We start from the raw sequence: 19705 nt of genomic DNA, 5'->3' as shown, positions 1-19705 counted from the left end.
ACATGGATCGTCGAAAGCTCCTGCTCTTCGGGCCGGCCCTCGCGCTGGCCCCGCTCGCCCTTGCCCATGCGGCCCCGCCGCCCCTGATGCTGGCCGAGGTCTACCGGCGCGGCTTGCCGCTCGCGGACTACTGGGTCAGCGAGAAATACGACGGCGTGCGCGGCTACTGGGATGGCAAGCAGTTCTGGACACGCGGCGGCTCGCCCATCGCCGCGCCGGCCTGGTTCACCGCGACGCTGCCCGCGATGCCGATGGACGGCGAGTTGTGGGCCGGCCGCGGCCGCTTCGCCCAGACGGTGGCGGCCGTGCGCGACCAGAAGCCCGACGAGGCAGCCTGGCGCGAGATCCGCTTCATGGTCTTCGATCTGCCGGCGCAGCCCGGTGACTTCACCGCGCGCCTGGCGGCGCTGCGCCGGCTGCTGCCGCTGCCGGCCGCGCCCTGGGTGGTGGCGGTGCCTCAGCAGCGCGCCACCACGCACGACGAGCTGCAGGCGCTGCTCGACAAGACGGTGCGCATGGGCGGCGAAGGCCTGATGCTGCACCGGGGTGGCTCGCTCTACCGCGGCGAGCGCAGCGCCGACCTGCTCAAGGTCAAGCCCTACGACGAGGCCGATGCACGCGTGCTGGCCCAATTGCCGGGCCAGGGCCGGCATGCGGGCCGCATGGGTGCGCTGCTGGTCGAGACGCCCGAGGGCAAGCGCTTCAAGCTCGGTGGCGGCTTCAGCGACGTGCAACGCGAGCATCCGCCGGCGGTCGGCAGCTGGGTCAGCTACCGCCACACCGGCACCACGGCCACCGGGCTGCCGCGTTTCGCCCGCTTCCTGAGGGTGAGAGACGACCTCACCATCTCCTGAGCGGAGCCGTCGGGTCACTTGGGCATGAGGACCTTGTCGACCACGTGGATGACACCGTTGGACTGGTAGACGTCGGCGGTGCTCACCGTTGCCCAGCCGCCCTTCTCGTCGCCGACCCAGATCTTCCCGCCGCTCTCCTTGACCGTCAGCGTGCCGCCGGCCGCGGTCTTGAGCGCTGCCATGCCCTTGCCGTCCATGATCTGGCTGCCCAGGGCCGCGGCGTCCAGCCTGCCGGGCACGACGTGGTAGGTCAGCACAGCAGTGAGCGTGCCCTTGTTTTCGGGCTTGAGCAGGGTGTCCACCGTGCCGGCCGGCAAGGCCGCGAAGGCTGCGTTGGTCGGCGCGAAGACAGTGAAGGGTCCGGGACCCTTGAGCGTCTCGACCAGGCCGGCGGCCTTGACCGCGGCGACCAGGGTCGTGTGGTCCTTGGAATTGACGGCGTTGTCGATGATGTCCTTGGTCGCGAGCATCGGCGCACCGCCGACCATGACCTGGGCGGAGGCGACAGCCGCGCCGGCGGTCATCGCGACGGCCAGGGTGACGGATGCGAGGCGGTGTAACTTGCTGCTCATGATGAATGGCTCCTTGGGGTTGAGACCGCCGCCGGAATGGCGACGGCTGCAACCTATACGGCGCCCGCGCCGGATCGGATTCGCACTCGCCGTGACAAAACACGGCCTCGCTACTATCGGAGGATGCTCCCGCCCCCGCCGAACCGCGCCCTGCGCCCAGCCGACCTCCATCCCGAAGCAGGCCGCACGTGGCGTTGAGCGGCCCTGTCGTCCTGGCGGTCCTCTTCGCAGCGCTGCTGCACGCCGGGTGGAACGCGCTCATCAAGTCAGGACGGGACAAGGCACTGGACACGGGGCTGGTGCACAGCATCGGCATCTTCCTGGCGATCCCGCTGCTGATGCACACCGGCCTGCCGCCGGTGGCAGCCTGGCCCTACATGGCGGCTTCGCTGCTGATCCACATCGGCTACTACATCGCGCTGACGGGCGCCTACAAGCATGGGGACCTGAGCCTCACCTATCCGGTGATGCGCGGCAGCGCACCGCTTCTGGTGGCGCTCGGGAGCCTGGGCTTCATCGGCGAAGCGATGTCGGCCACGGCATGGGCCGGCATCGTGCTGCTGTCCATCGGCGTGGTCACGCTCGGGCTGTCACGCTCGGCCCTGCGGGACAGCGGCGAGAGCCAGCGCGGCAAGGCGTTGGCCTTCGCAGTCGCCAACGCCGGCATCATCGCGCTCTACACCGTCGTCGACGGCATCGGGGTGCGCATCGCGGGCGACGCGCTGGCTTACGTCGCCACGCTGTTCCTGTTCGACGGCATTCCCTTCCTGTTGCTGGTGCTGTGGCGCCGGCCGGGCCAGCGCCGCGCGGCCCTGGCCTACATGGCAGGACGATGGAGGATCGCCCTCATCGGAAGTGTCGCCTCGCTCGGCAGCTACGGCATCGCACTCTGGGCCATGACCCGCGCACCGGTCGCGGTCGTGGCGGCGCTGCGCGAGACCTCGGTCCTGTTCGCCGCCGTGATCGGCGTGGTCTTTCTGCGCGAGGCCTTCGGTTGGCAGCGCGCCGCCGGGACGCTGGTCATCGTCGCCGGCGTGATGATGCTGCGGCTGGGCTGAGTCAGGTCGCCCGCACGCAGTCCGCGTAGTAGCGCTTCTTGCCGCTCTCGTCGACGCGCGCCACCAGGCCGTGGATGTCGGTCTCGAAGCCCGGGCACTGCTTGTTGAATTCGCGCGCGAACTTGAGGTAGTCGACGATCTTCTTGTTGAAGACCTCGCCCGGGATCAGCAGCGGGATGCCCGGCGGGTACGGCGTGATCAGGCTGGTGGTGATGCGGCCCTCCAGCTCGTCGATCTCCACCCGCTCGGTCTTGCGGTGCGCGATGTGGGCGAAAGCATCGCTGGGCTTCATCGCCGGCGTCAGCTCGCTGAGGTACATCTCGGTCGTGAGGCGCGCCACGTCGTGCCGGGCATAGAGCTCGTGCACGTGCTGGCAGAGGTCGCGCAGGCCCAGGCGCTCGTAGCCGGGCTGAGCCTGGCAGAACTCCGGCATGATCCGCCACATTGGCTGGTTGCGCGCGTAGTCGTCCTTGAATTGCTGCAGCGCCGTCAGCAGCGTGTTCCAGCGGCCCTTGGTGATACCGATGGTGAACATGATGAAGAAGCTGTAGAGCCCGGTCTTCTCCACGATCACGCCGTGCTCGGCCAGGAACTTGGTGACGATGCTGGCCGGGATGCCGGTGGCGGCGAACTTGCCGTTGAGGTCCAGGCCCGGCGTGACGATGGTCGACTTGATCGGGTCGAGCATGTTGAAGCCATCGGCCAGCTTGCCGAAGCCGTGCCAGTTGCGCGCACCGTTCTTCGCGTTCGGGCCGCTCTTCGACTCGCCGTGCATGATCCAGTCGGCGGCGCGGCCGATGCCCTCGTCCACCAGCTTCTCGGGGCCCCAGACCTTGAACCACCACTCGTCCTTGCCGAACTCCTCTTCCACCTTGCGCATGGCACGGCGGAAGTCCAGCGCTTCCAGGATGCTTTCTTCCACCAGCGCAGTGCCGCCGGGCGGCTCCATCATCGCGGCCGCGACGTCGCAGCTGGCGATGATCGCGTACTGCGGGCTGGTCGAGGAGTGCATCAGGTAGGCCTCGTTGAACAGGTCGCGGTCCAGCGCCCGATGCTGCGAGTCCTGCACCAGCACATGGCTGGCCTGGCTGATGCCGGCCAGCAGCTTGTGGGTGGACTGGGTGGCGAAGACCAGCGACTCCTTCGGCCGCACCCGGCGCTTGCCCATCGCGTGGTAGGCGCCGTAGAAGGGATGGAATGCCGCGTGCGGCAGCCAGGCCTCGTCGAAGTGCAGCGTGTCGACGTAGCCGTCGAGCATGCCCTTGATGATCTCGGTGTTGTAGATCACGCCGTCGTAGGTCGATTGCGTCAGCGTCATGACGCGCGGCTTGACCTTGTCCGCGTCGACGTGCGAGAGCAGCGGGTTGGCGCGGATCTTGGCCTTGATGGCGGCCGGCTCGAACTCGCTCTTCGGGATCGGGCCGATGATGCCGAAGTGGTTGCGCGTCGGCCTCATGAAGACGGGAATCGCGCCGGTCATGATGATCGCGTGCAGCACCGACTTGTGGCAGTTGCGGTCCACCACCACCACGTCGTCCGGCGCGACCGTGTGGTGCCACACCATCTTGTTGCTGGTGCTGGTGCCGTTGGTCACGAAGAAGCAGTGGTCGGCGTTGAAGATGCGCGCGGCATTGCGCTCGCTGGCCGCCACCGGGCCGGTGTGGTCGAGCAGTTGGCCCAGTTCCTCCACCGCGTTGCACACGTCGGCGCGCAGCATGTTCTCGCCGAAGAACTGGTGGAACATCTGGCCCACCGGGCTCTTCAGGAAGGCGACGCCGCCCGAGTGGCCGGGGCAGTGCCATGAATAGGAACCGTCTTCCGCATAGTCGATGAGCTGCTTGAAGAACGGCGGCTGCACGCCCTCCAGATAGGCCTTCGCCTCACGGATGATGTGGCGCGCCACGAACTCCGGCGTGTCCTCGAACATGTGGATGAAGCCATGGAGCTCACGCAGGATGTCGTTCGGCAGGTGGCGTGAGGTTTTCGTCTCGCCATAGATGTAGATCGGCACGTCGGCGTTCTTGCGCCGCACCTCGCCGATGAAGTTGCGCAGGTTCAGCACCGCCGGGTCGAGGTCGGGCCCCGGCGTGAATTCCTCGTCGTCGATCGAGAGGATGAAGGCGCTGGCCCGGCTCTGCTGCTGCGCGAACTGGCTCAGGTCGCCGTAGCTGGTGACGCCCAGCACCTCGAAGCCCTCGCTCTCGAAGGCCTGGGCCAGGGCGCGGATGCTGAGTCCCGAGGTGTTCTCGGAGCGGAAGTCCTCGTCGATGATGACGATGGGAAAGCGGAATTTCATGGGGGCGGCTCCGGGCGAGGCGACTGGCAAATAGGCGCGAAGTGTACGGAATTCAGATGAAGCCTCTGTCGCTTTGACAGAATGGCATGCATTCAACTAGACAAAGAGGAGTTGCGTCATGGCGAGTTCCACCATCTGGTGGCTGGCAGCGGGGGCGGCGATCGTGCTCGAGCTGCTTTCCGGCACGGTCTACCTGCTTCTCCTGGGCGCAGGCTTCGCGGCGGCGGCGCTCGCCGCCCATGCGGGTGCCGGGGTGAGCACCCAGCTCGTCGTAGCGGCGGTGGTCGGCGTCGGTGCCGTGCTCGCCTGGCACGCCGTCCGCCGCAAGCGCCCGGCCGAGCCACCCGCCTCGGCCAACCGCGACATCAACCTCGACATCGGCGAGAGCGTGTTCGTCGACGCCTGGAACCCCGACGGCACCGCGACCGTGCGCCACCGCGGCGCGCAATGGACGGTCGTGCCCCGCGCCGGCACCACGCCCGCGGTGGGAGAACACCGGGTGGCCGAGGTGATCGGCAGCCGCCTGGTGGTCGACAAGATCTGACAACGAACAAACACAACAAGGAAATCATCTTCATGGAACTCACCATCCCGCTCGTCATCCTGGTCATCGCGATCATCGTCATCAGCCAGTCGATCAAGTTCGTGCCCCAGCAGAACGCCTGGGTGCGCGAGCGGCTGGGCCGCTATCACGGCACCATGACGCCGGGGCCGAACTTCCTGATCCCGTTCATCGACAAGGTGGCCTACAAGCACAGCCTGAAGGAGATCCCGCTGGACGTGCCGAGCCAGATCTGCATCACCCGCGACAACACCCAGCTGCAGGTCGACGGCATCCTGTACTTCCAGGTCACCGATCCGATGCGCGCGAGCTACGGGTCCTCCAACTACATCGTTGCCGTCACGCAACTGGCCCAGACCTCGCTGCGCAGCGTGATCGGCAAGCTCGAGCTGGACAAGACCTTCGAGGAGCGCGACATCATCAACGCACAGGTGGTGGCGGCCATCGACGAGGCGGCGCTGAACTGGGGCGTGAAGGTGCTGCGCTACGAGATCAAGGACCTGACGCCGCCCAAGGAGATCCTGCAGGCCATGCAGCGCCAGATCACGGCGGAACGCGAGAAGCGCGCGCTGATCGCGGCCTCCGAGGGCCGGCGCCAGGAGCAGATCAACATCGCCACCGGCGAACGCGAGGCCTTCATCGCCCGCTCCGAGGGTGAGAAGCAGGCCCAGATCAACAATGCCCAGGGCGAGGCTGCCGCCATTACCGCGGTGGCGGAGGCGACCGCCGGCGCCATCGAGCGGGTGGCCGCGGCCATCCGGCAGCCGGGCGGCGAGCAGGCGGTGCAGCTCAAGGTCGCGGAGCGTGCCGTCGATGCCTACGGCAAGGTCGCGGCCGATGCCACCACCACCCTGATCGTGCCGAGCAACATGAACGAGACCGCTGCGCTGATCGCCTCGGCGATGCGCATGGTGCAGGCCGGAAAGACATCGGCTCAGGCCTGAATTCGCGCGCCCGGCCGCCGGAGCCTCCGGAGGCGACTGCTACAATCGAGGGCTTCGGAGCGGTGGATGAGTGGTTTAAGTCGCACGCCTGGAAAGCGTGTGTGGGTTAATAGCCCACCGCGGGTTCGAATCCCGCCTGCTCCGCCAGATCAACCTGGCATCCAACCCGTCACGCATCGCTGCTTGACGGGTTTTTTCATGGCCACCGCCGTGCTGGAGCGGCGCAACCCAACGTCCGACTTTTCCTACGCCCTCGCGGGCCGCCGGCGCCATGGCAGACGGGTTGAGCAGGGCTAGGCTGCTCGCCATCCATTGGCAAGAGGCCGCATGCCGCTCTCCACATTCCTTGTCGAGGACAACAAGACGATCCGCGACAACCTGATCCCCGCGCTTGAAGATCTGGTGGGCGCCCGGATCGTCGGCTTCGCCGAAAGCGAGATCGAGGCTGCCACCTGGCTCACCTCCCACGCCGGCGACTGGCAGCTGGTCGTGGTGGACATCTTCCTCAAGCAGGGCTCCGGCCTCGGCGTGCTGCGCAGCTGCAGGCAACGTCGTCCGAGCCAGCGCGCAGTGGTCCTGAGCAACTACGTCAATGCCGACATCCGCGCGCGCTGCACGGCGCTGGGCGCGGACGCCGTGTTCGACAAGTCGAGGGAGCTCGAAGCCTTCTTCGCGTACTGCAACGACGCCAACCGCGCGTCGGCATGAAAAAAGGGCCCCGAAGGGCCCTTTGTCTTGATACGGATCCAACCGCCTGGCGTCAGCTCGCGCCGCGCACCACGGCGATCTGCGTACGGGCACCACCCTTGTAGGTGTAGATGGTCAGCGCGCCATTCTTGATGTCGCCCTTCTCGTCGAAGGCGATCGGGCCAGTCACGCCCTTGTACTGGATCTTGCCCAGCTCGGGCAGGTACTTCTCGGGCTCGGCGGAGCCGGCCTTGACCATGGCCTCGGCCAGGACGTTGACCGCGTCGTAGACGTACGGAGCATAGATCTGCACGTCCACGCCGTTCTTGGTCTTGAACTTGGTCTTGAAGTCTTCCAGCGGCTGCTTGAAGTCGCCTTCGACGCCGCCGGCTTCCGCGCACACGACCATCTCTTCGCCGATCGCATCGCCGGCCAGTTTGGCGAGCTCACCGGTGCACAGGCCGTCGCCGCCCATGAACTTGACGTTCATGCCGAGTTGCTTGACCTGCTTGAGCATCGGGCCGCCCACGGCGTCCATGCCGCCGAAGAACAGCACGTCGGGCTTGGCACCCTTGAGCTTGGTCAGGATGGCGTTGAAGTCGGTCGACTTGTCGGTGGTGAACTCGTGGCCCACGATGGTGCCGCCGGCGGCCTTGACGGCCTTCTCGAACTCTTCGGCGACGCCCTGGCCGTAGGCGGTGCGGTCGTCGATCACGGCGATGTTCTTGCCCTTGAGCGTCTCGACCGCGTACTTGCCCAGCGTGCCGCCGAGCTGCGTGTCGTCAGCCACCACGCGGAAGGTGGTCTTGAAGCCCTGGCGGGTGTACTTGGGGTTGGTGGCCGAGGGCGAAACCTGCGGGATGCCGGCGTCGCTGTAGAGCTTGGAGGCGGGAATGGTGGTGCCCGAGTTCAGGTGACCGACCACGCCGTTGACCTTGCTGTCGACCAGCTTCTGGGCCACCGCGGTGCCCTGCTTCGGATCGGCGGCATCGTCTTCAGCGAGCAGTTCGAACTTGGCGACCTTGTCGCCGATCTTCACGCCCTTGGCATTGAGGTCCTCGATGGCCATGCGCGCGCCGAGTTCGTTGTCCTTGCCGAGGTGGGCGATGGCGCCGCTGGTCGGACCCACGTGCCCGATCTTGACCACCAATGCGCCAGCCGGCGGCGCTGCTGGCGCGGGAGCAGCAGCGGTCGGTGCCGGCGCGGGCGCCGGGGCCGCTGCCTCTTCCTTCTTGCCACAAGCCACGAGCGTGAGCGCTGCCAGCGCGACTGCAGTCCATTTCAATTGCATGAGGAACCTCCAGGTATTGGTGGATAAGAGTAAAGAAATACGGTCTTTCGACCCGCGTGCAAACCCTCAGCAAGTTCCGCGCCGCAGGCCCCGAGCGCCCTCGCGCTTGCGACCTGGCGCGCAGTGTAGCCCAAGCTTTACGGGCCAAAAGCTGGCGTTGACCCTGTGTTGTCGGAAAGCTCCTGGGCCAGCGCTTCGCTGATCAATTCACGCAGTGCGGCTTCGATTTCGCCACGCAGTTTCGGGATCATGTTGTCCAGCTGTTGCTGAACGGCGGCTGACACCGTGTCGCTCAACCGTTCCTCGAGCGAGAGGTCGATGCGCTGCAGCACACGGTGCAGCAACTGTTCCTCGAGCCTGAAGGCATCAGCATCCGAGACCGACACCTGCGGGCTGATCGCGACGGCTTGCGACGGGTCCACGGCAGCGGCTTCCGGCTCCGGCACGGCTGCCGGTTCGGCCGGCAGCTCGAGCACGGTCGTGAGCGTGGGCACGAAGCGGGGCGGCTTGCGGTCGGACATGTCAGGCATTGCTCCCTGCGAAGTCGTGGCGCTGGATCGCGTAGCCCCGATCGGCATAGTGCCGCCAGCGCCTGCGCCCGGCCTGGCGGTCGGCATCGTCGGCGCTCACGACGTCGATCAGCCGTTCGAAGCGCTCGAAGCCGCCGGGAACCTCGAGGCCGAGATTGACCAGCACCTGGCGGTGCGGCAGCGCGGCATCACCACGCTCGGCCAGCACCACCGGCGAACGCGCGAGCTGGCCCGGATCGCCATCGCTGCGGCAATGGGCGATGAATTCCGTGGGCGCGAAGGTCCAGAGCGCCAGATCGACCGCTTCGAGCAGCTCTGCGTCGGCCACCACCACGACACGCGCGCCACGGGCACCGACCGCCTTGCGCAGCAGGCGGCAGGCATAGCCGACCTTGTCCGGCGTGTTGAAGTGGAAGTCGATTCCGGTCATGCCGCCTGTTTGGTCTTGGAAGGCTTGCGGACCTTGTGCGGCGCCGCCTCGGCCGCGCCCTGCCCCGCCCGCGCCAGCAGATAGGACAGGAGCAAGCCGACCGGCCGCCCCGTCGCGCCCTTGGCCGAACCGCTCTTCCATGCCGTGCCCGCGATGTCCAGGTGCGCCCAGGGGAAGTCCCCTGCGAAGCGCTGCAGGAACTTGGCCGCGGTGACCGCACCGCCGGCACGGCCCGCCACATTGGCGACATCCGCGAAGTTGGTCTTCAGTCCCTCGGCATAGTCCTCGTCCAGCGGCATGCGCCAGCAGCGGTCCTGCGAGGACTCGCCGGCGGCAAGGAGTGCGTCGGCCAGCGCATCGTCGGTGGAAAAAAGACCGCTGCGCACGCCGCCCAGCGCCACCACGCAGGCACCGGTGAGCGTCGCGATGTCCACCACCGCGGCGGGGCCGAAGCGCTTGGCATAGCTGAGCGCATCGCACAGGATCAGGCGACCTTCGGCATCGGTGTTGAGGATCTCGATGGTCTGGCCGCTCATGCTGGTGATCACATCGCCCGGCTTGATCGCGCGGCCGTCGTTCATGTTCTCGCAGGTCGGGATCAGGCCCACCACGTTGAGCGCGGGCCGGATGTCGCCGAGGGCGCGGAACACGCCCAGCACGCTGGCGGCGCCGCACATGTCGAACTTCATCTCGTCCATCTCGGCCGCCGGCTTGAGCGAAACGCCGCCCGTGTCGAAAGTGATGCCCTTGCCCACCAGCACCACGGGGGCCTGTTCCTTGGGCCCGCCCTGGTAGCGCAGCACGACGAAGCGCAGCGGCTCGGCCGAGCCCTGCGCCACCGCGCGGAAGGCCCCCATGCCGAGCTTTTCGACGTCCTTGGGTCCCAGCACCTCGCATTTCACGCCCGGCAGCTCGGCCAGTTCGCGAGCCGCCTCGGCCAGCATCGTCGGGGTGCAGTGGTTCCCGGGGCGGTTGGCCCACTCCTTGGCCAGCTCGATGCCCGCGACCGTGGCGACGGCCTCGCCGAAGGCTTCGCGCAGCGGCGCCGCATCGGGCACGCCGAAGCTCAGCTGGCGGATCGAACGCGGCTCAGGCTTGGACTTGGTGGTGGTGTAGACATAGCTCGCGTCGGCCGCAGCAATCACCGCGCTGCGCAGGCCGGCCGCATCGATGCCCAGGGCAGCGACGATCACCACACGCTTGGGATCGGAAGACCTGGCCGCACCCAGCGCGGCAAGCACGCTGCTGCGCACCGAGGCGGGTTTGCCGTCCCCCGCCGACACCAGCAGCACGCGGGGCGCCGCGATGCCCGCGGACCGGTACAGGGCCAGCAACTTGCCGGCCTTGTCGCCCAGGTCGCCGGCTTTGCGGGCCTCGGCGACGAGCGTGGAGATGGCGTCCTTGGAGGGGGTGTTTCCGGCCCCGGCGAGCACGATCAGCACATCGCATTTCTCGCTAGCGGCCTGGGCGATGGAGAGGGTCTTGAGTTGAAAGTCCATAATCCTTTTTTTCCCTCGACGATGTTATTCCATTCCTCCATACGCAAGGAGCTGTCGCGCAGCTTCGGGGCCACGCTGGTGGTGCTGATCACCATCGTGATGACCATGATGCTGATCCGAACGCTCGGCCTCGCGGCCAAGGGCAGCGTGAACCCTTCCGAGGTCTTCCTCGTGATGACCTATACGGTGCTGGGCTACATGCCCACCATCCTCAGCCTGAGCCTGTTCATCGCGATCGTGGGCACGCTGTCGCGCATGTACCGCGACAGCGAGATGGTGATCTGGTTCTCCAGCGGCCGCGGCCTGGCCGACTTCGCACCGCCGCTGTTCCGCTTCGCCTGGCCCATCCTCCTGTTGATTGCCGTGTTCGCGCTGGTGGGCTGGCCCTGGGCCAACTCGCAGACCCAGGGCATGCGCGACCAGTACCAGCGCCGCAGCGACATCGAGCGCGTGTCGCCCGGCGAGTTTCGCGAGTCGTCGGGGCGGCTTCGGGTGTTCTTCATCGACAAGGACTCGCCCGACAGCGCCACGGCCAGCAACGTGTTCATCTCCTCGATCGAGCGCAACCGCCAGATCGTCACCTCGGCGCAGAGCGGCCGCATCGAAAGCATCGGCGACACCCGCTACCTGATGCTGAGCAACGGCCAGCGCCTCGAGCGTCCGTTGATCCCCGGCGAGATCAAGATCAGCGAGTTCCAGTCCTACGGCGCCAAGGTCGGCAGCGACATCGACCCCGCCAACAGGGCGTCCCCCGTACGTGCGCGCACGACGCTGGCCCTGCTGCGCGAGCCCAGCACACCCAATCGGGGTGAGCTGGCCTGGCGCATCGGCATGGTGTTGGCGGCCATCAACTTCGTGCTGCTGGCGCTGACCGTGTCGAGCTCGAACCCGCGCGTGGGCCGCAGCGGGAACCTGCTGTTCGCCCTGGGGGCGTTCGTCCTCTACTACAACCTGCTCAACCTCGGGCAGAACTGGGTCGGCACGGGCCGCTACAGCATGGGCGGCTTCATGCTGGCGCTGCATGGCGGCGCCCTGGCGCTCGGCCTGCTCTGGCTGGCCAAGCGTCATTTCAACTGGAGCTGGCGGTCGATCCGCTCTCCCGCGCGCACCTCGACGTGAAAACCATCCGCCGTCTGATCTACATCGAGGTCGTGAAGGCCGTGGCCTTCGTGACCCTGGGCTTCCTCAGCCTGTTCTTCTTCTTCGACTTCATCGATGAGCTCCAGTCCATCGGACAGCCCGGCACCTTGAACTACGGCGCGGCCCAGGCGCTGATGTTCGTCACGCTGCTGATCCCCAGCCATCTCTACGAGCTGCTGCCGATCACGGTGCTGATCGGCACCATCTTCGTGATGGCGCGGCTGGCGCAGAGCTCCGAGTACACCATCCTGCGAACCAGCGGACTCGGGCCCTGGCGAGCGCTGCGCACCCTGCTGGTACTGGGTCTGGGCTTCGTGATCGTGACCTTTGCCATCGGCGACTATCTGTCCCCGGCCTCCGATCGCACGGCGCAGCTGTTGAAGTCGCGCTACCAGGGCACCTATTCGATGGTGGGCTATACCGGCGCATGGCTGCGGGAGAAGCAGGGCGACAAGTCCTACGCGGTGAACGTGGCGTCGATCGCGCGCAACGGCACGTTGCGGGATCCGCGCATCTTCGAGTTCGACTCCAGGGGCCTGCTGGCTTCGCAGATCTCGGCCACCCAGGGGCACATCACCAATGGCGCGTGGATCCTGGTCGGCGTCACGCAGCAGCACTACGAGACGGGCAATCCCGAGAAGGTCCGCATCGTCACCACCGACGTTCCGGTGATGAATTGGCCGAGTTCCCTCACCAACGAGATGGTGTCGGTTGCGCTGCTGCGGCCGGACCGCATGCGCACGATCGACCTGTTCGAGTACATCCAGCACCTCGACGCCAACGGCCAGACCGCCCAGCGCTACGAGATCGAGTTCTGGCGCAAGGTTTTCTACCCGCTGTCCTGCCTGGTGATGGTGGTGCTGGCCCTGCCCTTCGCCTACCTGCATTTCCGGCAGGCGGGGATCACGGCCTACGTGTTTGGCGGCGTGATGATCGGCATCAGCTTCTTCCTGCTGAACAACGTGTTCGGCTACCTCGGCAACCTGAGCAACTGGTGGCCCTGGATCACGGCGGCGGCCCCCGGCATGATCTATTCGGTGATGTCGCTGGCGGCCTTCACCTGGCTGGTGCTGCGGCGCTAGCGTCGGCCATGGGAGCAGGCCCCGTTGGCATTGTCCTGCTCGCGCACGGCTCGCGCGACGTGCGCTGGCGGGCGCCCGTGGAAGCCGTGGCGCGGCGTGTGGCCGAGCGCGACCCGGCCGTGCTGGTGCGCTGCGCCTACCTGGAGCTGTCGCAGCCCGATCTGCACGCCGCGGCGGCGGAGCTGGTGGCAGCCGGCTCAGCCAGGATCCGCGTCCTGCCGCTCTTCCTCGGCATGGGCAAGCATCTACGCGAAGACCTGCCTCGGCTGCTGGAAGATCTGCGTGCGCGGCATCCGCAGGTCCCCGTGGAATTGGCGCGCGCCGTGGGCGAGGAACCACAGGTGATCGATCTGCTGGCCCGCTTGGCGCTGGAATCCTGAAGATCCAGTGCTTTCGATAGACCGGGAAGGCATAATGAATCCCGAAATAAGACGGAATTTGTTATGAATCTTCACCAGTTCAAATTCGTGCAGGAGGCGGTCCGGCGCAACCTCAATCTCACCGAGGCGGCCAAGGCCCTGCACACCTCGCAGCCAGGCGTCTCCAAGGCGATCATCGAGCTCGAGGAAGAACTGGGCGTGGAAATCTTCGCGCGCCACGGCAAGCGCCTCAAGCGCGTCACCGAGCCCGGCCAGCACGTGCTGGCCAGCATCGAGCTGATCATGCGCGAGGTGGGCAACCTCAAGCGCATCGGCGAGCAGTTCAGCGCCCAGGACAGCGGCACCCTCTCGATCGCCACCACTCACACCCAGGCTCGCTATGTGCTGCCGGTGCCGGTGGCGAAGCTGCGTGAGGCGTACCCCAAGGTCAACGTGAGTCTGCACCAGGGCTCGCCCGACCAGGTGGCCCGGATGGTGATGGACGAAATCGCCGAGATCGGCATCGCCACCGAATCGCTCGCCGATTACGCCGAGCTGGTGACCCTGCCCTGCTACGAATGGCAGCACGTGCTGGTGCTGCCCAAGTCGCACCCGCTGGCGGACAAGGAACGCATCCACCTGGAAGACATCGCTTCCGAGCCGATCATCACCTACCACCCCTCTTTCACCGGCCGCACGCGCATCGACCATGCCTTCGCGCAGAAGAAGCTGGCGCCGCGCATCGCGCTGGAGGCGATCGACTCCGACGTGATCAAGACCTACGTGCGGCTCGGCCTGGGCGTGGGCATCGTCGCCGAGATGGCGGTACGCGACGACTCCAACGCCGACCTGGTGGTACGCCCCATGGGCCACGTGTTCGGCACCAACATAGCCCGCGTCGCCTTCAAGCGCAGCGCCTATCTGCGCAACTTCGTCTTCAAATTCGCCGAGCTGCTGTCCGACCGGCTCGACCGCAACCTGATCGCCAAGGCCTTGGCCGGTCACAACCAGGACTACGAATTGTGAATGCCCCCGTCGCGCGTACCCCGGAGGTACGGACCAAGCTGCCGAGCGTCGGCACCACCATCTTCACCGTGATGTCGGCGCTGGCCGTCGAGAAGAACGCAGTGAACCTGGGCCAGGGCTTCCCCGACTTCGACTGTGATCCGAAGCTGCTCGAGGCGGTCACGGCCGCCATGGCCGCGGGCCACAACCAGTACCCCCCGATGCCGGGCATCCTGCCGCTGCGCGAGGCCGTCGCCGCCAAGATCGAGGCGCTCTACGGCCACCGCTACGACCCGGGCAGCGAGATCACGATCACCGCCGGCGCCACGCAGGCCATCATCACCGCCATCCTCGCGGTGGTGCGCGCGGGTGACGAGGTGATCGTGCTGGAACCCTGCTACGACAGCTACACCCCCAACATCGAGCTGGCCGGTGGCACCGTGGTGCGGGTGCCGCTCACGTCCGGCAGCTTCAGGCCCGATTTCGACAAGATCTCCGCGGCTGTCACGACGCGCACGCGCGCCATCGTCATCAACACGCCGCACAACCCCAGCGCCACCGTGTGGACCGAAGCCGAGATGCGCCGGCTGGAGGAGCTGCTCGCCCCCACCGACGTGCTGGTGATCAGCGACGAGGTCTACGAGCACATGGTGTACGACGGCCTTGCCCACCAGAGCGCCGCGCGCTTTCCAGGCCTGGCGGCGCGCAGCTTCATCGTCAGCAGCTTCGGCAAGACCTACCACGTGACCGGCTGGAAGGTCGGCTACGTCGCCGCGCCCGCGGCGCTGAGCGCCGAATTCCGCAAGGTGCACCAGTTCAACGTCTTCACCGTGAACACGCCCATGCAGCACGCGCTGGCCCGCTACATGGCGGACCCGGCGCCCTACCTGGAGCTGCCGGCCTTCTACCAGCGCAAGCGCGACCTCTTCGCCGAAGGACTGGCGAAGACGCGGCTCAAGCTGCTGCCGAGCGCCGGCACCTACTTCCAGTGCGTGGACATCCGCGAGGTCAGCGACCTGGGCGAAGCCGAGTTCTGCCAATGGCTCACCCGCGAGATCGGCGTGGCGGCGATTCCGCTGTCGGCCTTCCATGCCGACGGCTTCGATCAGCGGGTGGTGCGCTTCTGCTTCGCCAAGAAGGACGAGACCCTGCGCAGCGCGCTCGACCGACTGGCGCGGCTCTGACACGCATGGTAGGAGAGTCCTGACCACGGGAGGGCGCGCCTTCCGGCGATGGACTCACGCCTGCACCCCGACCATGGGCTCCTCGGTACACAACGCCAAGGAGAATTCCATGTCGCTCTCGTTGATCCTTCTGATTGTCCTGATTCTGCTGCTGGTCGGCGCTCTGCCGAGTTGGGGCTACAGCCGCAGCTGGGGCTATGGCCCGAGCGGCGGCCTGGGACTGGTAGTGCTGGTGGTCGTCGTGCTCCTGCTCATGGGGCGCATATAGACGAATGCCACGCGACTGACGAAGCCCACTCCGGTGGGCTTTTTTTTGGCCGGCGCGGTGCCTGCTCTCAGCCTTGCAGTTGGGTCCAGAGCTTGTCGAGCCGCTTGATGCTGACCGGCTGCGGCGTGCGCAGCTCCTGCGCGAAGAAGCTCACCCGCAGTTCCTCCAGCAGCCAGCGGAACTCCTCCATGCGCTCGTCCACCGCCCCCTTGCGCTCGGCGACCAGGCGCCAATAGCGCTGTTCCTGGGGCCGCAGTTCGGCGAGGCGCTGCGTGTCCCGGGCGGGGTCGGCCCGCAGCTTGTCCAGCCGCAGGCCGATGGCCTTGAGATAGCGCGCAAAATGGGCCAGCCGCGGCCAGGGGATGTCGGCGACGAAGCGCCTGCCCATGAGCCGCTGGAGCTGCTGCGCCGCGTCGGCCGTGGCGGCAGGCTGGATCTTGCTGTCCTTGATCTTGCGCGCGGCCAGCGTGTACTCCGCCAGGATGGCGCCGGCCAGGCGCGCCACCTCGTTGGCGATGAGCGTGAGCCGCCCTCGGCCCTCCTCCACCCTGCGCTCGAAGGCGGCCTGATCGGTGGGCAAGGGCTCCTGGAGAAAGGCGCGGTCCAGTGCGACCTCGACGATCTGCGCACGCAGTTCCTCGGCCGTGCCCAGTGGCATGTAGGCCACCGCCATCTTCTGCAGGTCGGGGATGTTCTTTTCGAGGTACTTCAGGGCATCCTTGAGCTGCAGCGCGAACAGGCGGCGCAGGCCCGCGCGGTGCTTCGCCGCAGCCACCGCAGGCTCGTCGAAGACCTCGACCGTGACCGCATCGCCGGCATCCACCAGTGCGGGGAAACCGATCAGCGATTGCGCGCCGCGCCGCACCTCCATCAACTCGGGCAGTTCGCCGAAGCTCCAGGTGGTGTGGCGCTGTCCGGCGGGAGGCGCCGACGGGGTTGCGGGCTTCGGTGCGCCGCGCGCCGCCGCGGGTTCGGCCAGGACCGTGGCAGCCTCCGCGGCGGGCTTGGCCTGCAGGCCCGCCAGCGCCTGGAACGCGCCCCGCGCCTGCGCGCCCAGTTCTGCCTTCAGCGCGCCCAGGTTTCGCCCCATGCCCAACTGGCGGCCATGCTCGTCCACCACGCGCAGGTTCATGAACAGATGCGGCGGCACCATGTCCAACTTGAAGTCGGTGCGCTTCACATCCAGGCTGGTCTCGTCGCGCACCCGCTTGAGCAGCACCTCCGTCAACGAACCCTGGCCGAAGCTCCCGGGCGCCGACAAGTCGTCCGCCAGCCGCGCAGCCGACTCGGGCAGGGGCACGAACCGAGACCGCGGCCTCTGCGGCAGGCTCTTGAGCAGGGCCTGCACCTTGTCTTTGAGCATGCCGGCGACCAGCCACTCGCAGCGCTCCTCGCTCACCTGGTTGAGCACGAACAGCGGCACGGTCACTGTCAGCCCGTCCTTGGGGTCGCCAGGCTCGTGCAGGTAGCCCGCGGCGCAATCGACGCCGCCCAGGCGCAGCGTGGGCGGGAAGGACTGCGTCGTGATGCCGGCCGCCTGATGGCGCATCAGCTCGTCGCGCGTCAGGTAGAGCAACCTCGGTGCCTCCTTGGAGGCCTGCCGATACCAGGTCTCGAAGGCCTGGCCGCCGGCCACGTCGGGCGGCAACTGCGCGTCGTAGAAGGCGTAGATCAGTTCTTCATCGACCAGCACGTCCTGCCGGCGCGACTTGTGCTCCAGGCCCTCGATCTCGCGCACCAGCTTGCGGTTGGCTGCCAGGAAGGGCAGCCGGCTTTCCCATTGCCCACCGACCAGCGCCTCTCGGATGAAGATCTCGCGCGCGGCCACCGGATCGACCCGGCCAAAGTCCACCCGGCGACCGCTGTAGACGACCAGGCCGTAGAGCGTGGCGCGCTCCAGCGCCATCACCTGTGCGCCCTTCTTCTCCCAGTGCGGGTCCAGCAACTGCTTCTTGAGCAGGTGGCCAGCGACCTGCTCCAGCCATTGCGGCTCGATGTTGGCGATGCCACGACCGAACAAGCGCGTGGTCTCGACGAGCTCGGCGCAGACGATCCAGCGGCCGGGCTTCTTCTTCAGATGCGCGCCGGGATGGCGGTGGAACTTGATGCCGCGCGCACCGAGGTAGGCCTCCTCCTCCTCCATCTTCCAGCCCACGTTGCCGAGGAGGCCGGAGAGCATGGACAGGTGCAGCGCGTCGTAGCTCGCGGGGGCGCTGTTGATGCGCCACTTGTGCTCGGTCACCACCGTCAGCAGCTGCGAGTGGATGTCGCGCCATTCGCGCACGCGGCGCACGTTGACGAAGTTCTGGCGCAGCAGGGACTCGTATTGCCGATTGCTCAGCTTGTGCGTCTCGCCGTGGCCCCCACGTGCGTCGTGGATCCACTTCCACAGCCGCAGGTAGCCGCTGAACTCGCTTTTCTCGTCGTCGAACTTGGCATGCGCCTGGTCGGCCTGCTGCTGCGCCTCCAGCGGCCGGTCGCGCACGTCCTGCACCGACAGGGCGCTGGCGATCACCAGCACCTCCTCCAGCGCACCGCGACCGCGCGCCTCCAGGATCATCCGGCCGACACGCGGATCCAGCGGCAGCCTGGACAGCTCCTGGCCCATGGGCGTGAGCTCGTTCGCGTCGTCGACCGCTCCGAGCTCGTTGAGGAGCTGGTAGCCATCGGCGATGGCGCGGCGCTGCGGCGCCTCCAGGAAGGGAAAGCGCTCCACGTCGCCCAGGTGCAGCGACTTCATGCGCAGGATCACCCCGGCCAGCGAGGAGCGCAGGATCTCGGGGTCGGTGAAGCGCGGGCGGCCCAGGAAGTCCTTCTCGTCGTACAGCCGGATGCAGATGCCGTTGGCGACCCGGCCGCAGCGGCCGGCGCGCTGGTTGGCCGCGGCCTGGCTGATCGGCTCGACGAGCAGTTGCTCCACCTTGCTGCGGAAGCTGTAGCGCTTGACGCGCGCCGTGCCGGCGTCGATCACGTAGCGGATGCCGGGCACGGTCAGCGAGGTCTCGGCCACGTTGGTGGCCAGCACGATGCGCCGGCCCGTGTGGCTGTCGAAGATGCGGTCCTGCTCGGCCTGCGAGAGCCGAGCGAAGAGCGGCAGCACCTCGGCATTGCGCAGCAGCGGCTGATGGGCCAGGTGCTTGCGCAGGTGGTCCGCGGCCTCGCGGATCTCGCGCTCGCCGGGCAGGAATACCAGGATGTCGCCTCCGTCGCGCGGGTCGCGCCAGAGCTCGTCCACACCGTCGGCGATGGCGTCGTTGAGGTCGTGGTCGCGCGTTTCCTCGAAGGGCCGGTAACGCTGCTCGACCGGGTACATGCGGCCCGAGACGAAGATGGTCGGCGCGGGCCCCTTGGCGGAGGCGAAATGCTGCGCGAAACGCTCGGCATCGATGGTGGCCGAGGTGACGATCACCTTCAGATCCGGCCGCCGCGGCAGGATTTCGCGCAGGTAACCCAGCAGGAAATCGATGTTGAGCGAGCGCTCGTGCGCTTCGTCGATGATCAGCGTGTCGTAGGCCTTGAGCAACGGGTCGGTCTGGGTCTCGGCCAGCAGGATGCCGTCGGTCATCAGCTTGACGGAGGCGTCGCGCGACAGCCGGTCCTGGAAGCGCACCTTGTAGCCCACCACCTCGCCCAGCGGGGTCTTGAGCTCTTCCGCGATGCGCTTGGCCACCGACGAGGCGGCGATGCGCCGCGGCTGCGTATGGCCGATCAGTCGGCCGCGGCCCGGCGGCGCATTGAGCTTGCCGCGGCCCATCGCCAGCGCGATCTTGGGCAGTTGGGTGGTTTTGCCCGAGCCGGTCTCGCCGCAGACGATGACGACCTGATGCGCGGCGATGGCCTCGGCGATCTCGTCCCGGCGAGCCGATACCGGGAGTGATTCCGGGAAAGAAATGGCAAGGCGAGGAGAAGCTTGGGACTCGATCACAGCATGATTATGCCTGGCT

At 67.2% G+C, this 19705-nt stretch carries 18 protein-coding genes and 1 tRNA gene; 12 read left to right on the top strand and 7 right to left on the bottom strand.

Annotation, left to right across the window (positions count from 1 at the left end):
• The first annotated feature begins 2 nt into the window (after positions 1–2).
• On the top strand, positions 3–854 hold the full coding sequence (locus A8M77_RS13985) for a DNA ligase (protein ID WP_086922113.1): 852 nt from the start codon (positions 3–5) through the stop codon (positions 852–854).
• Between the two features lie 14 nt (positions 855–868).
• On the opposite strand, the gene A8M77_RS13980 is transcribed toward A8M77_RS13985, so the two are convergent.
• A complete protein-coding gene (locus A8M77_RS13980) occupies positions 869–1426 on the bottom strand; it encodes a fasciclin domain-containing protein (protein ID WP_086922112.1) in 558 nt (185 codons plus the stop codon).
• Between the two features lie 188 nt (positions 1427–1614).
• Here A8M77_RS13980 and A8M77_RS13975 point away from each other — a divergent pair, with 188 nt between their 5' ends.
• Positions 1615–2484 carry an EamA family transporter gene (locus A8M77_RS13975; RefSeq protein ID WP_086922111.1) on the top strand — a complete coding sequence of 290 codons (870 nt, stop codon included), beginning with the start codon at positions 1615–1617 and terminating at the stop codon, positions 2482–2484.
• A 1-nt stretch (position 2485) separates the two neighbouring features.
• Here the strand turns inward: A8M77_RS13975 and A8M77_RS13970 are convergent, their stop codons facing one another.
• On the bottom strand, positions 2486–4780 hold the full coding sequence (locus A8M77_RS13970) for an arginine/lysine/ornithine decarboxylase (protein ID WP_086922110.1): 2295 nt from the start codon (positions 4778–4780) through the stop codon (positions 2486–2488).
• Between the two features lie 118 nt (positions 4781–4898).
• Here A8M77_RS13970 and A8M77_RS13965 point away from each other — a divergent pair, with 118 nt between their 5' ends.
• The 4 genes from A8M77_RS13965 to A8M77_RS13950 all read left to right on the top strand — a co-directional run bounded on the left by A8M77_RS13965 (position 4899) and on the right by A8M77_RS13950 (position 6994).
• Positions 4899–5324, top strand: coding sequence for an NfeD family protein (locus A8M77_RS13965; RefSeq protein WP_086922109.1), 426 nt, complete (start codon positions 4899–4901; stop codon positions 5322–5324).
• Positions 5325–5356: 32 nt separating this feature from the next.
• Positions 5357–6286 (top strand): SPFH domain-containing protein, encoded by a 930-nt coding sequence (locus tag A8M77_RS13960; protein WP_086922108.1) that lies wholly within the window; start codon positions 5357–5359, stop codon positions 6284–6286.
• A 56-nt stretch (positions 6287–6342) separates the two neighbouring features.
• Positions 6343–6433, top strand: a tRNA-Ser gene (locus tag A8M77_RS13955).
• A 180-nt stretch (positions 6434–6613) separates the two neighbouring features.
• Positions 6614–6994 (top strand): response regulator, encoded by a 381-nt coding sequence (locus A8M77_RS13950; protein ID WP_086922107.1) that lies wholly within the window; start codon positions 6614–6616, stop codon positions 6992–6994.
• Positions 6995–7046: 52 nt separating this feature from the next.
• Here A8M77_RS13950 and A8M77_RS13945 read toward each other — a convergent pair whose 3' ends face one another.
• The 4 genes from A8M77_RS13945 to A8M77_RS13930 all read right to left on the bottom strand — a co-directional run bounded on the left by A8M77_RS13945 (position 7047) and on the right by A8M77_RS13930 (position 10723).
• Positions 7047–8264 carry a branched-chain amino acid ABC transporter substrate-binding protein gene (locus tag A8M77_RS13945; RefSeq protein WP_086922106.1) on the bottom strand — a complete coding sequence of 406 codons (1218 nt, stop codon included), beginning with the start codon at positions 8262–8264 and terminating at the stop codon, positions 7047–7049.
• Between the two features lie 137 nt (positions 8265–8401).
• Complete coding sequence (locus A8M77_RS13940; protein ID WP_086922105.1) at positions 8402–8785, bottom strand: hypothetical protein; 384 nt, start codon at positions 8783–8785, stop codon at positions 8402–8404.
• Between the two features lies 1 nt (position 8786).
• The gene (locus A8M77_RS13935; protein WP_086922104.1) at positions 8787–9224 is read right to left on the bottom strand and encodes a DNA polymerase III subunit chi; all 438 of its coding nucleotides are present in this window, start codon (positions 9222–9224) and stop codon (positions 8787–8789) included.
• Complete coding sequence (locus A8M77_RS13930; protein WP_086922103.1) at positions 9221–10723, bottom strand: leucyl aminopeptidase; 1503 nt, start codon at positions 10721–10723, stop codon at positions 9221–9223. The genes A8M77_RS13935 and A8M77_RS13930 overlap by 4 nt, the downstream gene beginning before the upstream one ends.
• 21 nt (positions 10724–10744) lie before the next feature.
• Between A8M77_RS13930 and lptF the strand changes: the two genes are divergently transcribed.
• The 6 genes from lptF to A8M77_RS13900 all read left to right on the top strand — a co-directional run bounded on the left by lptF (position 10745) and on the right by A8M77_RS13900 (position 15761).
• Positions 10745–11842, top strand: coding sequence for an LPS export ABC transporter permease LptF (gene lptF, locus A8M77_RS13925; protein ID WP_086922102.1), 1098 nt, complete (start codon positions 10745–10747; stop codon positions 11840–11842).
• Entirely contained in the window at positions 11839–12945 is a 1107-nt protein-coding gene (gene lptG, locus A8M77_RS13920) for an LPS export ABC transporter permease LptG (RefSeq protein ID WP_086922101.1), read from the top strand. Before lptF ends, lptG begins: the two co-directional genes overlap by 4 nt.
• 8 nt (positions 12946–12953) lie before the next feature.
• Entirely contained in the window at positions 12954–13325 is a 372-nt protein-coding gene (locus A8M77_RS13915; RefSeq protein WP_086922100.1) for a sirohydrochlorin chelatase, read from the top strand.
• 63 nt (positions 13326–13388) lie between these two features.
• Positions 13389–14330 (top strand): CysB family HTH-type transcriptional regulator, encoded by a 942-nt coding sequence (locus tag A8M77_RS13910; RefSeq protein WP_086922099.1) that lies wholly within the window; start codon positions 13389–13391, stop codon positions 14328–14330.
• Positions 14327–15493 (top strand): pyridoxal phosphate-dependent aminotransferase, encoded by a 1167-nt coding sequence (locus tag A8M77_RS13905; RefSeq protein WP_192871607.1) that lies wholly within the window; start codon positions 14327–14329, stop codon positions 15491–15493. The genes A8M77_RS13910 and A8M77_RS13905 overlap by 4 nt, the downstream gene beginning before the upstream one ends.
• A 109-nt stretch (positions 15494–15602) precedes the next feature.
• The gene (locus A8M77_RS13900) at positions 15603–15761 is read left to right on the top strand and encodes a DUF3309 family protein (RefSeq protein WP_086922098.1); all 159 of its coding nucleotides are present in this window, start codon (positions 15603–15605) and stop codon (positions 15759–15761) included.
• A gap of 67 nt (positions 15762–15828) precedes the next feature.
• Here A8M77_RS13900 and hrpA read toward each other — a convergent pair whose 3' ends face one another.
• Entirely contained in the window at positions 15829–19686 is a 3858-nt protein-coding gene (hrpA, locus tag A8M77_RS13895; RefSeq protein ID WP_086922097.1) for an ATP-dependent RNA helicase HrpA, read from the bottom strand.
• Positions 19687–19705 lie beyond the last annotated feature (19 nt).

Source organism: Variovorax sp. JS1663 (genome assembly GCF_002157355.1).
In the GTDB taxonomy this organism is placed as follows: domain Bacteria; phylum Pseudomonadota; class Gammaproteobacteria; order Burkholderiales; family Burkholderiaceae_C; genus Variovorax.
This window is presented reverse-complemented; position numbering and strand designations above follow the sequence as displayed.

Bases quoted from the DNA above. Each gene is read 5' to 3' on its own strand.
- A8M77_RS13960 (WP_086922108.1), top strand. From the start codon at position 5,357: ATGGAACTCACCATCCCGCTCGTCATCCTGGTCATCGCGATCATCGTC.
- A8M77_RS13935 (WP_086922104.1), bottom strand. From the start codon at position 9,224: ATGACCGGAATCGACTTCCACTTCAACACGCCGGACAAGGTCGGCTAT.
- A8M77_RS13930 (WP_086922103.1), bottom strand. From the start codon at position 10,723: ATGGACTTTCAACTCAAGACCCTCTCCATCGCCCAGGCCGCTAGCGAG.
- A8M77_RS13970 (WP_086922110.1), bottom strand. From the start codon at position 4,780: ATGAAATTCCGCTTTCCCATCGTCATCATCGACGAGGACTTCCGCTCC.
- A8M77_RS13985 (WP_086922113.1), top strand. From the start codon at position 3: ATGGATCGTCGAAAGCTCCTGCTCTTCGGGCCGGCCCTCGCGCTGGCC.
- A8M77_RS13980 (WP_086922112.1), bottom strand. From the start codon at position 1,426: ATGAGCAGCAAGTTACACCGCCTCGCATCCGTCACCCTGGCCGTCGCG.
- A8M77_RS13900 (WP_086922098.1), top strand. From the start codon at position 15,603: ATGTCGCTCTCGTTGATCCTTCTGATTGTCCTGATTCTGCTGCTGGTC.
- lptF (WP_086922102.1), top strand. From the start codon at position 10,745: ATGTTATTCCATTCCTCCATACGCAAGGAGCTGTCGCGCAGCTTCGGG.
- A8M77_RS13915 (WP_086922100.1), top strand. From the start codon at position 12,954: ATGGGAGCAGGCCCCGTTGGCATTGTCCTGCTCGCGCACGGCTCGCGC.
- A8M77_RS13940 (WP_086922105.1), bottom strand. From the start codon at position 8,785: ATGTCCGACCGCAAGCCGCCCCGCTTCGTGCCCACGCTCACGACCGTG.
- A8M77_RS13910 (WP_086922099.1), top strand. From the start codon at position 13,389: ATGAATCTTCACCAGTTCAAATTCGTGCAGGAGGCGGTCCGGCGCAAC.
- A8M77_RS13950 (WP_086922107.1), top strand. From the start codon at position 6,614: ATGCCGCTCTCCACATTCCTTGTCGAGGACAACAAGACGATCCGCGAC.
- A8M77_RS13965 (WP_086922109.1), top strand. From the start codon at position 4,899: ATGGCGAGTTCCACCATCTGGTGGCTGGCAGCGGGGGCGGCGATCGTG.
- A8M77_RS13945 (WP_086922106.1), bottom strand. From the start codon at position 8,264: ATGCAATTGAAATGGACTGCAGTCGCGCTGGCAGCGCTCACGCTCGTG.